The 12,678-nt window shown below is 68.0% G+C and carries 14 protein-coding genes and 1 pseudogene; 8 read left to right on the top strand and 7 right to left on the bottom strand.

Annotation, left to right across the window (positions count from 1 at the left end; all coding sequences use genetic code 11):
- Window position 1: 1 nt before the first annotated feature.
- Window positions 2-607, bottom strand: a complete 606-nt coding sequence (locus QOZ89_RS28945; protein WP_312626633.1) for a toll/interleukin-1 receptor domain-containing protein — start codon at window positions 605-607, stop codon at window positions 2-4.
- Between the two features lie 157 nt (window positions 608-764).
- Window positions 765-1,010 (bottom strand): DUF6932 family protein, encoded by a 246-nt coding sequence (locus QOZ89_RS28940; protein ID WP_312626631.1) that lies wholly within the window; start codon window positions 1,008-1,010, stop codon window positions 765-767.
- A gap of 82 nt (window positions 1,011-1,092) precedes the next feature.
- Here QOZ89_RS28940 and QOZ89_RS28935 point away from each other — a divergent pair, with 82 nt between their 5' ends.
- On the top strand, window positions 1,093-1,269 hold the full coding sequence (locus QOZ89_RS28935; protein WP_312626629.1) for a hypothetical protein: 177 nt from the start codon (window positions 1,093-1,095) through the stop codon (window positions 1,267-1,269).
- A gap of 403 nt (window positions 1,270-1,672) precedes the next feature.
- Window positions 1,673-1,873, top strand: a complete 201-nt coding sequence (locus QOZ89_RS28930) for a hypothetical protein (protein ID WP_312626627.1) — start codon at window positions 1,673-1,675, stop codon at window positions 1,871-1,873.
- A 603-nt stretch (window positions 1,874-2,476) separates the two neighbouring features.
- On the opposite strand, the gene QOZ89_RS28925 is transcribed toward QOZ89_RS28930, so the two are convergent.
- From QOZ89_RS28925 to QOZ89_RS28915, 3 genes are all read right to left on the bottom strand, one after another.
- Window positions 2,477-3,028 (bottom strand): excalibur calcium-binding domain-containing protein, encoded by a 552-nt coding sequence (locus QOZ89_RS28925; RefSeq protein WP_312626625.1) that lies wholly within the window; start codon window positions 3,026-3,028, stop codon window positions 2,477-2,479.
- A 608-nt stretch (window positions 3,029-3,636) separates the two neighbouring features.
- On the bottom strand, window positions 3,637-4,398 hold the full coding sequence (locus QOZ89_RS28920) for a hypothetical protein (protein ID WP_312626623.1): 762 nt from the start codon (window positions 4,396-4,398) through the stop codon (window positions 3,637-3,639).
- A gap of 2 nt (window positions 4,399-4,400) precedes the next feature.
- Window positions 4,401-5,021, bottom strand: coding sequence for a hypothetical protein (locus QOZ89_RS28915; protein ID WP_312626621.1), 621 nt, complete (start codon window positions 5,019-5,021; stop codon window positions 4,401-4,403).
- Between the two features lie 111 nt (window positions 5,022-5,132).
- On the opposite strand from QOZ89_RS28915, the gene QOZ89_RS28910 reads away from it, so the two are divergent.
- Window positions 5,133-5,723: a GIY-YIG nuclease family protein gene (locus QOZ89_RS28910; RefSeq protein ID WP_312626619.1), complete on the top strand. Its 591-nt coding sequence runs from the start codon at window positions 5,133-5,135 to the stop codon at window positions 5,721-5,723.
- Window positions 5,724-5,868: 145 nt separating this feature from the next.
- Here the strand turns inward: QOZ89_RS28910 and QOZ89_RS28905 are convergent, their stop codons facing one another.
- On the bottom strand, window positions 5,869-7,122 hold the full coding sequence (locus QOZ89_RS28905) for a hypothetical protein (protein ID WP_312626617.1): 1,254 nt from the start codon (window positions 7,120-7,122) through the stop codon (window positions 5,869-5,871).
- A gap of 275 nt (window positions 7,123-7,397) precedes the next feature.
- Here QOZ89_RS28905 and QOZ89_RS28900 point away from each other — a divergent pair.
- The 4 genes and pseudogenes from QOZ89_RS28900 to QOZ89_RS28885 all read left to right on the top strand — a co-directional run.
- Window positions 7,398-8,066 (top strand): annotated as a pseudogene (locus QOZ89_RS28900) (transposase); the annotation flags it as partial.
- A 42-nt stretch (window positions 8,067-8,108) separates the two neighbouring features.
- Entirely contained in the window at window positions 8,109-8,552 is a 444-nt protein-coding gene (locus QOZ89_RS28895) for a hypothetical protein (protein WP_312626661.1), read from the top strand.
- A 153-nt stretch (window positions 8,553-8,705) separates the two neighbouring features.
- The gene (locus tag QOZ89_RS28890) at window positions 8,706-9,281 is read left to right on the top strand and encodes a pentapeptide repeat-containing protein (protein WP_312626615.1); all 576 of its coding nucleotides are present in this window, start codon (window positions 8,706-8,708) and stop codon (window positions 9,279-9,281) included.
- 220 nt (window positions 9,282-9,501) lie between these two features.
- Window positions 9,502-10,353 (top strand): class I SAM-dependent methyltransferase, encoded by an 852-nt coding sequence (locus QOZ89_RS28885; RefSeq protein WP_312626613.1) that lies wholly within the window; start codon window positions 9,502-9,504, stop codon window positions 10,351-10,353.
- An 89-nt stretch (window positions 10,354-10,442) separates the two neighbouring features.
- Here QOZ89_RS28885 and QOZ89_RS28880 read toward each other — a convergent pair whose 3' ends face one another.
- Window positions 10,443-10,709, bottom strand: coding sequence for a hypothetical protein (locus QOZ89_RS28880; protein WP_312626611.1), 267 nt, complete (start codon window positions 10,707-10,709; stop codon window positions 10,443-10,445).
- A 372-nt stretch (window positions 10,710-11,081) separates the two neighbouring features.
- Between QOZ89_RS28880 and QOZ89_RS28875 the strand changes: the two genes are divergently transcribed.
- Entirely contained in the window at window positions 11,082-12,449 is a 1,368-nt protein-coding gene (locus QOZ89_RS28875) for an MGMT family protein (protein WP_312626609.1), read from the top strand.
- Window positions 12,450-12,678: the final 229 nt, after the last annotated feature.

The raw sequence follows: 12,678 nt of genomic DNA, 5'->3' as shown, positions 1-12,678 counted from the left end.
CTCAGAAGGTGACATTCCCTTGGATCGAGTCAATGTTGGCAATTGTTCCCACCCGGGATCGGCCCGAGATCAGCGTATTGAAGTGCCCGTTCGTCGACGGAGCGACAGCTGCCGGCCTGGCGTCCGGCAGAGGCTGAGTATCCCGACCGGCAGGGAACGCAGGCGGGTCCGATGGAGCGCCCGGAAAGGACGGCGATCCCGTAGGTTTGGCCAACCCGGTGCCGGCAGATCGGAGGCCCTCAAGGAGGGTCCGTCGCGCCGTACTCTCGTCGAGCCCGACGAGGTCGATCGTGACAAGATTGCCCAGCAGGCCATTGGTGGCGCACGGCTTTACCCGCACGGGCAACAGCCGGCCCTCATCATCGAAGCCTGCCTGCCACTCCAGGGTAGCATTCGTGTCGACGAGATATTCTTCAGTAAGCAGAAGCAATGTGAATCCGGCCTGGGAAACGGCCTCATGTAACCAGCGCGTTAGATTCGCCCCGGGTACGGCATGCCAAGCCTTCAACAGCGGAGGATAGCCCTTATCACTGATCTGCCATGCGACCCAGTCTGCCCAGGCCCGGTCGACTTCGGCATAGCTTATAAAGATTGTTGGTCCGGCCACTGGGCCTCCCAGCCTTCATCTGTCAATCTTAGATTGTGGCATCGTTGGGCTTCCCTTGTCACCCGCTCGCCACTTTCTGCCCACCGATCTTTGTGGCTGACCGTCGGCCCCGATGACGATCAAGATCGTCGATCTTTGGGTGACGGACCAAAGCTGATCATGTGCCTGTTCCGCCGAGCGAGATGGTTCCCGGAGATCGAGAGCCAGTCAGCCCATCAATGCACGACGACCGCTCCTCGAAGTCCACCCAGACGCGCAGGTAGGCGACGAAGCCGTCCCAGATCCCCCGACGGGTCGAAGATCCGGGAAAGCCGTCCACGAAACGCTCCAGGACCTCGTCGAGGGTCGCCCGGTACCGGCCGGGAGGTAGGTGCGGCGGCTGACCAACCAAGGGTGGGATCACGACCAGCGGACTCCGGCTAAGTATCTTCGGGCCGGCGCTGTCGCGACAGGGATTGCCTTACGCTACAGAAAGTCGCAGACCCGTGGCAGATACGGACCGGGATATCCGACGCCAGGAGATCACAAACCGGGCCGGAGTACGGGCGACCCGATCGTTCTTCGCGCTCGCGTCCGACGAGACGAAGACCTGCACCGCGACGTCGAGCCACCACACCGCCGCGGAGGGCGAGGCAGCCGGCCAGGTGATGCCGCCCGCCTAGCACGTTCGGTGTTCGGCAATGACCGAACATCTCACTGTGCGTAGCCGACCGCCTCGATGAATCGCGGCCTACGGGAGACTGGATCCGAGGCTCAATCAGGCAGCAACACCAAGATCATTGTGGTCGGTATGTGGTCGCGGAAGCCCCGTCACGGGGCGGAACGGGCCGGCACGGGGCAACCCGACGTGCCGCGAAAACCCCTGCGGTCATTGGACTCCGCGATCTCATGCGGATCTTCGTGACACACCGTGACACGTCTCAGGGGCGGCTTGAAAACCGCTATGGGGGCAACCTCATCGTGGGTTCGAATCCCACGCCCTCCGCTCCTGACCTGCGCGTTTGCGTTCCGGCGAGGCCGGTCTGGCGCCTTGAAGATCATTGTGGGCGTCAGGTGGGCGTGGGGGTGCGCGTCGAACGCAGGACGGCGTTCGCCACGGCCAGGGCGGCGCGCCGGCCGGCCGGGCGCAGCAGGTGGGCGTACAGCGCCCCGGTGATGGCGGGCGTGGCGGAGGTCGTGCAGACGTCGGGGAGAGAGCAGGCCGCGGCCGAGTTCGGCCTCGGCGGGGACGTCGGCAGCGAGCGGTGCGGCCAGGTCGAGGCGTGATCGATTGCCGCGCAGTCGGGTCACCGCGGTCACGGTCACCGTTCCGGCGGGTTCGCGGTTGACGTAGAGCGTCCACTCGCCGATCGGGTCATGGTCGCGCTGGAGCACCCCGACGACGAGGTGATCGGCTGTGGTCGGCGCAGCGAACCGGATTGTGGCAAGTAGGCCCGCCCGATGCGCGATCGTCTGCATGCGCTGGGAGACGTATCTCGGAGCCAGATGCCGACCGTCCGGTCGAGTGAACATCAGCCCCGACAGCTTGACCGGCTTGCCGTGCTGGTTCGGAAGCGTCCCGTTGTCCCACGACTCGCCGTGGGGATCTGGACGGTCGACCGGCTCAGAGACGCTGGAACCGCGGGTCGCGTACATGAGAGCGACGCGTTCGTCGCCGCAGAGGCAGTGAGGGGAATCGTATGGTGTCGATATTCGTCATGGCAGGGGACCGGAACAAGCTCCTCTACGAGCTTCCAGTACACCCGTCCTAGCCGGAGGGTCCCGTCATGGCCTGGTCTCGCGTACGGGCCGTACCCTTCCGGCCTGCGCCGCCAGCCCCGAAAACGGGAACGGCCCCGACCGAAGCCGGGGCCGTTCTGATACGACCGCTCAGGTGTCGCAGGCCGTGCCGTCGTTGTCCCGGTCCAGGCCGCTCCGATATCCCGGTTCCCCTCGGTGCAGCGGTGCTGCCCCCGCGGCACGCGCCTCGGCGCAGTTCGCGTAATAGACATCCACCGGATCGGGGTCTGCCGGAGGCGGCGCGGCAGTGGTAGCCGGGGCTGGCGGTGGTGGTGGAGGTGCCTGCTGGGTGCGCGGCGGGTCGACCTGACCGGGCGGACTGGTCGCGCCAGCAGGGTCAGTCACCGCGACCGCCGGGGCTGTGGTGGTCGGCGTTGTCGCCGGATTCGTAGTGGCAGGTGTTGTCGCGGGACTGGTGGTGCCAGTTGCCAGCGGCGTGGTGGATGTGGCCGCCGTGGCGACAACCGGCCGGGGGCTCGGGTCGGAATCTGCTGTGCCAGCACCGCCGATCGCGGCCACGCAGCTGGCGAACAGGATGAGGGCGACGAATCCGCCGACTCCTACGCCGGCGGCCTGGCGGGGGTGCCGCCGGATCCAGGCGAGGGCGATGAGGGCGCGGTCGCGCAGATCGTTGCGTGGCATGCCTGGTTTCCCCCGTTGTCTAGGTGGGGCACGCTAACGCACGTTTGCTAACCAGACAGTAACCGGGGTGACTGATCGACCGTGGCGACAAGCGCAGCCACATCGAGGCCGACCACAACGACTGGCACAACTGGGGGCAGCCGAACTGGACGCTAGCCAGTCTGGCTGGCGAGGCGACGCCCCGGCGGCCGGGTGACCGCCGCGCCAGGTTCGCCACCTTCATGACCCTTCCCCATGGCGCGGGCCAGGCTCTACTCTGGCGCGCCATGGGGGATCCACCACGACCGGACGCGGGGCCGTCGATCAGGTTCACGATCCGCTGCGCGCCATGCCAGGAGCTGCACCGGGTCCGTCACCCGTCGTCGCGGTACCGAGCCGTCCGCCAGCTGGCGCTCACCCTGACTGGTCGGGAACGTCCACCGGGCTGCACCTGCCGGAGACTGTCCGCAGGCTGAATGCCGCGGCCCGCCCCGGCATGCGGGACGGGCCGGTGAGCAGGGTGAGCTAATCGGCGGTCGTCTGCGCGCCGCGTATAGCGCAGCAGAACCCGGCGAACGCCTTGGCGACGTTCAGCGCGCCAGCCCAGGTTGGCCTGCGGGGCGAGAGGCTCATGGCTGCTGGTCGAGAAATTTCGCGGCCTCGGCTGGGTCCATGATGTTGGACCAGATCTGCTCTTCGGGGGCCACCGGCCGCTGTGGCATCGCGTAGTCGGACATCCACGTGTCAGCCTGGCAGCCCGGTACGAGGCTGAGGATCGTCGCGATGAGCCGTGGTGGGACCGAGCCGATGATGCGGATCGCGACGTAGGTTTCGTGGCCCTGGTCAGCGAGGACCTGGATACCCAGGGCCGCGCCATCCAGCATGGCGGCGTGTTCCCGGCCGTCCAGCAGCGACTCGCGTACGAGCCTGTGCACCGCCGGTCTGAGCGCGCGCTCGGCGCGCACCGCCGACTCGGCCCTCCACCTGAGCTCGTCCTCGTGGCGGGGCAGCAGGTCGCCGGTGTAGGTCGTGGTAGTGAGGGCGGGCGAGTGCTCAGTGTTGTAGCGCGCCCGTGCGGCAGTCGCGCGTGCGGCCAGCGCCGCGTAGAAGTCGTCGGGCGAACCTTCCTCACGTTGCCCGGCCGCCACGAGCCATGGGATACCGGCATCGACCCACACTGCGCCGCGCCAGCGCTGGATCTTCACCTTGAACAGCACCCGGTCGTCGATCGCGGCGATCCGCTCTCGTGGCGTGTCGTCGTCGGCGAAGCGGTCGCTGGCCTTGGTGAGCAGCGGGTGGTCGATGTCCTCCAAGGGCGTGTCCACACGCGGGACGGCCAAGGCAAGATCTTCTCGTAGGCAGCGCAGCGTCGGGCGGGCCTGTCGGGCCACCGTCAGTCGTCCTCGTCGACGCCGCCGACCGCGTCGAGTTCGGCGCGGGTCATCCCCGCGAGCATCGCCACACGCGAGGCACGGCTGCCGTCGAGTTCGCTCAGCAGCTCCCGCATGCCGGCCTGCATCTCCTCGCGGCGCGCGTCCAGGTAGAACGCGACCGCCGCCTCGACGAGATCCTTCTTGCTCATGTGCAGGTAGTGCGCGCCGCTGGTAATCAGTTTGTCCCCTTCGGGGGAGACCTTGACCGCCACCTGCCGGGGCGTGTGCTCGATCATCGCGGTGTCCGTTCCCCTCCTGCCAGATCCCAGGCCGCCTGGTGCCTCCAGTACCTCCAAGGTACCGCCCTGGAAGCCGCGCGACGATCCCGGGAGCCGCACCTGATCGCCTACACCCTGGGTGCCATCTGCCGCGAGCATGGAGCGGGCGGCGGCGTTGAGCGTGTCGATGTCGGCCTCGATCCGACCACGCTCGGGTCGCTCGCGGCGCACCGGCTGGCGCTGGACGCGGCGCGCGGGAAGCTCGGCGATGCCCGGTGCAATGGCACCCTGCCCGATCGGCGCGGCCGGCCCGTCCGGCTGCGAGAGCTGATGTTCACCCGGCCCGATGGCCGGCACCTGCACCCCGAGACCGCCAACCGCGCCCTCACCATCAGCAGCCTCCTGCGACGCGCCCGCGCCCGCGCGGCCTGACCAGCCACCGCCAGGAGGTTGAGCGGCCCGGTGGGGCCGGCGATGTCGGTCATCGCCCTGTCTGGGGTGAGAATCGATGGTGTGGTGGTTGACGGAGGGCCCCTTGAACGGGTCATCAGGGAGCTGTGTGGCTGCCCCTCGGACCTGGCCGATGCCGCGACGCTTCCGGCCGAGCCTGGTCTCTACGCGTGGTGGGCGTCGGCCGCCGTGTTCCCGGATCTGCCAGGCCAGCCGAATCTGATCATCGGGGACGTGCGGCTGCTCTACCTTGGGATTGCGACCCGGCTGCGCACCAGGATCATGTCGAACCACCTCGCGCGGTCCGGGAGTTCGACTTTGCGCAGGACCCTCGCTGGCCTCCTCCTGGCCCACGAGGGCTACCGCACGCGGTGGACCGACAGAGTGGTTCTCCTACCGGACGACGAAATCCGGCTCACCACCTGGATGCACCAGCACCTGCGCATCACCACAGCCCTCCATCCCGAACCCCGCGCCATCGAACGGCAGCTCATCGAACGCCTGCGTCCACCCCTGAACATTGAGGGAACCACTGCGGGCGCCGCCCGGACGATGATTCAGGGCGCCCGGAAGGCGTACTACGCGAGCGCGGGCCCCCGCCCCGAGAAATCGTGACCAGGCCACAGAGCACGGCCGCGAGACAAGCGCCGCTGGCCGATCGGCGGCCGGCCGCCCCAGGATGCTTAGCTGGTCCGATAACAGGCTCTTCGCAGTTGACGGTGTAGTCGGGCTGCGCACGTGGCTGACGGTCGGCGCTCACTCAGCCTTCCTCGTCGCGTTCCTCCTCGTCCCCGCGCCGACGGCGCGCTCGCTCGGCGATCCCGCTGGAGAGCTTGCCCTTTACCGAGCTGGCCCGGTCGAGGGTCTCGTTGCCGAGGCTTCTGGCGGCATCGACGCCCTTTGCTCCTGTCTCGAGCGCCTTGTCCCTCGCCTCCGCGGCCGCGTCCACCCATCGTCTCGCCTCCGATGACTGGCGACCAGACTCAATCCCGAGCCGCCCGTGGAAGTCATAGACGCTGGTTGCGACATGGTTGCTCGACTGGACTACAGCCGGGGACTTGGTCGGGTGCAGCAACACCTTCGCGTTGGCCGTGCCAGCAGCCGCATTCATTCTGGCCACCAGACGCTCGGTGCTCCGTGAGATGTGTTCCAGCCGGTTCTGCCGGGCAGCCTTCAGCCCGAGGCGATGCCCGTTCAGCTCCTCCGGAGACGCGTCCAGTACTCGGTCGAGTTCGAGCACCGTGATCGCGTCCTGTAGTTGGAAGCAGCGAGCCAGAACAGCGAGCCACTCCCGAACCATGGACTCAGCTTCCTTGGCCGTCGTGGCGAGATCGTCGATCTTGGTCTTGCGTTCCATCTTCTCCGCGAGTGCGTCGAGTTGACGCAATACGTATGCCTGGGTTTCTGCGATCGTCGCCGGCGCGGCCTGCACCTTCGACCACGTAACCTCGTCGACCCTGCCCCTCTCCTCTCGGACGGTCATGGCCTCCTCGATGACGAAGCCCACTCCGATCATGCGGGCCAACACGGCGTCCTTCTGGGCGCGCAGCACGTCGTCGACCTTCTCGTCGATCGTGGCGAGATAGTCGGTGATCTCGTCCATGGTCTGTTGCATCGCAACCTGCGCCATGATCCCCGCAGCACTAGCAAGAATCGCCGGGTTGGTCAGAAGCGTTCGGGACCCCTTCTCGAATTCGACGAATCCCCTGACCTGGCCCTTGTACCCCTTCACCACGCCTGTGCTGAGACCCGTCTTCGAGCTTTCCCTCAGCCTGTACTTATTGACAAGCTGTGCCGACTCCCGAGTCAGTTTCACCCAGCGACCGGAGTTGGCGGCAATCTCCGAACCTGCCTGCGCGACTACAGCCCCGGTACCGACGACGGACTTGAGTCGTTGCAGTCCGAGGTCCTTCGACGACAGTCCCTCCGAGACGAGGAAGCGGTCGACATCCGTCGCATTCCCGATGACCGCCAGTCCGTCACCGTCACTGATCAGCTGAATCTCGTTGTCCATCGTCCGCTCCGGAAGTGGCTTCTCGCAGTTGAGGGTGGTCGGGGTGCGCGCGGTGATCACCGGGTAGGGGGCGAGGTCTTCCGATGATGGGAGATCGAGGTGCTGGCCCAGACGGGACCAGGGTGCACTGCCCTTGCGTCAACGTGAAGCTGGCGTCCGGGCCGGCACCAGTTCTTCATAGCTGGGTGTGATGAAGGTCAGCGCGTGGTTGGGCCGGTAGGAGTCGAGTTTCCTGACGATGGGGGTTCCTACACGCCTCTCCAGAAGACCTCGACGTGCCTGACGCTACCCCGACGGCGGGCTTCGCCTGCTCTGACCTGATCACCTTCTGCCGTTGGACGAGCTCGGCCTCGTTGTCATCGGGCAGCGACTCGAGCCCGACTGTGCCTTCCTGGCCTGTCGCGTCGTGGCGCCCGACGACTGGTGCCATTGCTGCGGCGGTCAAGGGGTCGCGCGTGACACCGTGGTCCGGCGGCTGGCCCACGAGCCACTCGGGTGGCGTCCCACCACGCTGCTGGTGACGGTGCGCCGCTACCGGTGCAGTGGCTGCGGGCACGTGTGGCGACAGGACACCAGCAAGGCCGCGCAGCCGCGAGCGAAGCTGTCGCGTCGCGGGCTGCGGTGGGCCTTGGAGGGTCTCGTGGTCCAGCACCTGACCGTGGCCCGGGTCGCAGAGGGGCTCGGCGTGGCGTGGAACACCGCCAACGACGCGGTCCTGGCCGAGGGCAAGCGCGTGGTGATCGGCGATCCCACGCGGTTCGACGGCGTGGCCGTGATCGGCGTCGATGAGCATGTGTGGCGCCACACCCGCAAGGGCGACAAATACGTCACGGTGATCATCGACCTGACCCCCATCCAGGGACGGCACCGGCCCAGCCAGGCTGCTGGACATGGTCGAGGGACGCTCCAAACAGGCCTTCAAGACCTGGCTGGCCGAGTGGCGTGGGTGTGTTCGGAAGATCGATCGCGGCTGCGATGGTCGACCGGTGAGGTGGACGACCGACGACTTCCGCGTCGACTACAGCCAGTACTACCCGTGCGACTACAACGTGATCCCCGAGGGCGTGGGCCTGAGCCAGGCCTTTCAGGGGAACTCGCTGGTCGGGGCGGGCGGCGGGCACCTGGCCGTGGTCTGCGGGACCCACTATGGCCGGATCCGGATCATCGTCGATGTCCGTGACGACGAGCCCGCCGCTGCCTTCGACGGCTGGCCCATGGTCGTGGATATCAGCCATCACAGCAACACGGGCCGGACCTGGCTCGGCGACCTGAACAGCGGCGGGCCGCCCGAGCTGTGGAACCTGACGCCCGGCGGGCCTGGCTGGTACCGGGTCCAGGTGCGGACGAGGGGACGCGACGCCGCGCGAGCCGCCGGTACCGCCTGCTTCGACGCCGAGCCGCCACTCGAGGAACACGCGGTGAGCATCTGACCGGCGCCGCCCGCGCCCGACGTCGTCCACCGCGTCGACGACGAGATCGCCCACGGGCCGCGGCCAGCCCCAGGCGGTCCGCTGCCCGCCTTCTACCCGGAATGCCGCGCTGGCTGGGCGCCGCCGCCCGCCAGCGACGAGCCCACGGAACTGGTGCCGCAACGCGTCGAGAAGATCATTGACTGGACCATCGCCCACTACCCCGGGGCCCAACTCGTCGGCGCACGCCTCGCCGGCCGGGACCTGACGTTCGCAGACTTCATGGCGGCCCGCCTGACCGGCGCGGACCTCACTGGCGCGGTACTCGCCAAGACGAAGCTCACCGCGACCGACCTCGCCGAGGCCTGCTTGTCCCGGGCCAACCTCGACGGCGCGGACCTCGCCAACGCCAACCTGACAGGCGCTCGGCTCGACGACGCCGTCCTGACCGGTGCCCATCTCAGCGAGGCCCGCCTCGTCGGCGCGATCCTGACGCGCGCGAACCTTCACCGGGCCGATCTCGTCGGTGCGGACCTCACCGGCGCCGACCTGACCGGGGCGCGACTCGACGGCGTCTGCTGGTCGCAGTCCCCGGACTGGCCGGAGACGACTCGCTGGCCGACTCCAGCCCTGGCCCGGCACATCCGGGCCCATTCCGACGCGTCCCCGATCAGCCCACCGACCTCACCATCCGCGCGCTCACCCTCTACACGCCGCCCCCTGGAGCCGTCATCTGACCGACCACCATGACCTGAGCTGCGCGTACCGCCACCACCATCCCCCGTGGATCGCCAGATAGATCGACAACGGGGCAGGCCTGCGAACCGGAGCAACGCCGGCAGACCGGGCCGTGCAGGTATGACCGCTTCTCAGCCAGTGAGCCTTCCTACGCACGCTTATGTCGGAGCCATCAGTCTGTCTGAGCAAGCAGACTGTCTGAGTCGGTAGTCTGCCGAGCATGGAGCGCGGGGTGCCGGTGGGTGACACGAACCTCGGGGCGGTTCTTCGGTACTACGACCGCACGGAGTCACGACTGGGTTACCTGTATCTGCTGCGCGGGACGAAGCACTTCGGCTGGTACGAGGCCGGGGACTCCGGGTGGCGGTTCTCGCCGGCGATGCGCCGGATGGAGCACCAGCTCGGACGCCGTCTCGGTCTCGACGCTGGCTCTCGGGTGCTCGACGCCGGCTGCGGGATGGGCGAGGTAGCGCGCACGCTGGCGGCCGATTTCGGCCTGGATGTCACCGGAATAGACATTCTCGATTTCAACCTCGATGAGGCCCGGCGTCGAAGCGAGCTAGCCGGGATCACCGGCCACACCCGGTTCATCGAATGCGACTACCACGACCTCTCACGGTTCGAGGACGGCGGGTTCGACGGGGCCTACACGATGGAGACGTTCGTGCACGCCGCCGATCCCGAGCGGGTGCTGGCCGAGTTCCACCGGGTTCTACGCCCAGGCGGTCGGCTCGTGATGTTCGAGTACTCGCGGACGCCGAAGGAACGGTTGGCGCCGGCCGCGCGGGCGGCGTTCGACGCCGTGTGCGAGCTGGGCGCGATGCCGGCCTGGCACCGCCTCAACCACGGCGACCTCGAAAACCTGCTCGAATCGGCGTCATTCAAGGTCGAGTCGGTCGAGGACGTGACGGCCCGCATGCTGCCGATGCTGCGCGTGTTCGCGGTCCTCGGCCGCGTCCCCTACACCCTCGCGCGGCTGCTGGGAAAGACGGAGAAGGCCGTCAACGCGATGAGCGGCGTGGAGATGTGGAAACACCAGGATGCCTGGCGCTACAACATCTACACGGCCGTCAAGAAGGCATAGACCCTTCCGGGTCGGGGTCGGCCGGAGCTCGCTGGTGAAGGAGCCCGAACGGCGTGGTGACGGAGGGTGTTCTCGGCGGCGCCCGGACCTCACCGGCCATTGCCCAGCCGTCCGCCGGTGCCGGCCCGGTAGGCACGGATTTCTGTCGCCAGGGCTATCGCGGCCGGATCAGCGGACGTCTCGGCGACTTCGAGCGCCGCTTCGAGCTTGCGCCCGGTCGCTGCGCGGGGCAGCGCGATCCAGTCGTTGGTCGCGGCGACGAGTTCGGCGAGGCGGGCGCAGGCGACGATCTCATCCTTGTGGACGTCCAGACCAGCGCACCGCGACACCTGCTGTTCCACCAGACCCCCTGACACCTCGACACCATCAGGTGACTGTCCGGGGGGATCCCAATGATCAAAGAGTCTAGAGGTCGCGCTCGAGGCGGCAGTCCCACGTGCCTGAAGATCCCCACGTCAAACTAACGGACGGGCTCCACCTACGGCACCAAGGCGACCCGACGTCGACCGGCCGGCCACCAACGATTTTCCATCGCCCCACGTGGCCAGCGACGCCGGCCCCAGAATTAACTGGTGATTCCTGACCGTCTCCTGTGCCCGTCTGAATCACTCCGGTGAGACGGCGAGGCGGCCGATAGCTGGTAGACAAACACTTGTCGCACTCGTGGTGCGCTAGCCACGTGCGGCGCGTGGCGGTCGAGGACGCCGGACGGTGGGTGGAAAACGACGATGACGTTGCTGTTCAAGGTCGACGGCGGCAAGGCGACAGCGCTGTCTTCCGTCTCGCTCGCTGAGGCCGGGCTGAGCGAGCGGAACCACCTGCAGGAGTGGGTTCTCGCCAACCCCACGATCCTGGGCGAGGACGTCCTGGTCGTGACCAGCGAATATGATCAGTGGACTGGTAGTGACGGGATCCGCGCCCGAGACCGGCTCGACGTTCTCGGGCTCAGTACCGCCGGCCGGCTCGTCGTCGTGGAGCTCAAGCGCGACGCGGCACCCGGGGACACCCATCTGCAGGCGATCACCTATGCGGCGATGGTCTCGGGCTTCACGCTGGACACGCTCACCGACGCGCACGCGGCCTGGCTCACCAGGCGTGGGACCCTGACGGACCGGGACGCCGCCCGGGCGCTGCTGCTCGAGCACATTGGTGGAGGCGAGCTCGATCCGGAGCTGCTTCGTAAGCCCCGGATCATGCTGGTGGCCGGTGCGTTCCCGCGGCAGGTGACTAACACGGCCGTCTGGCTCTCGCAGTTCGACCTGCTCGTCGAACTGGTCGAGGTGTCCGCCTGGCGCTCGGCCGACGACAGCATCCTCGTGGGCTTCAACCGGCTGTGGCCAACGCCCGGCGCCGAGGAGTTCACCCTCAGCCCGACAGCGCGGGCCGACGCCGAACGCGTCAGCCAGAAGGAGGTCCAGCGCTCCCGGTCGGCCTCGGCGGTACGGCGACTCATCGACGCGGAGACACTCGCCGACGGGACCGTCCTCCGGCTCGCTCTCTCGGCCGCGACGGCCGCGCAGCGGCCCCAGCTCGAACAGTGGGTACAGCAGCAACCGTCCCGCGGCCGGGCCACCTGGCAGAACGACCCGAAGGGTCCCCTTCGCTGGGAGCATGACGGCAACTCCTGGCTGCCGACCAGGCTGGTCCTGCACATCCTTACTCAAGCCACGGGATCGGCGCCCGACGCGGTGCGCGGAACGATCTGGTGGGAGGACGAGGCCAAACACAGCCTGGCGGATCTCGCCGAGGACGTCCCCGGACAGAGCAGGCGCGACTGGTCCGACCTGCACGCCTACCTCGACGCCCTGCCCGCCGGCCGGTGGACCACCTACGGCGATCTCGCCCAGGTAGTCGGCACCAAAGCCCAGCCGCTCGGCCAGCACATCGCCAGCTGCCTGTCCTGCCAGAACGCCTGGCGAGTGCTGACCGCCGACGGCAAGGTCGCCCCGGGCTTCAAGTGGCCAGACCCAGCCCGCACCGACGCGCCCCGGCAGGTCCTCGAATCGGAAGGAATGATCTTCACCAACGGCGTCGCCGACCCCTCAGCCCGCCTCACTTCCACCGACCTCGCGAACCTCCTACGCCAAGCCACCTGAACAGTCGGGTAGGTAGCCGATCCACCCCGCCGCGACGGACCGGCTCGCCCCTTGTCGGGAGGCAAGGGCAGCGGACGCGGCTGTCGGTCGCGTCCTCGGGCCGCTGGTGAACCGCTGGGTCGTGGCTGTCGATGAGGTCGCCACGGTTGGGTGAGCCGCATCGACTGCGGGGCGGCGTTTGCGCATGCCGCAAGCACCTCAGCGGCGTGGTGTACGTCCTGCCCGCCGA

This window comes from Pseudofrankia coriaricola (genome assembly GCF_032027725.1).
Taxonomy (GTDB): Bacteria; Actinomycetota; Actinomycetes; order Frankiales; family Frankiaceae; genus Pseudofrankia.
The sequence above is the reverse complement of the archived record's forward strand: the minus strand, read 5'-3'. Positions and strand labels throughout refer to the sequence as shown.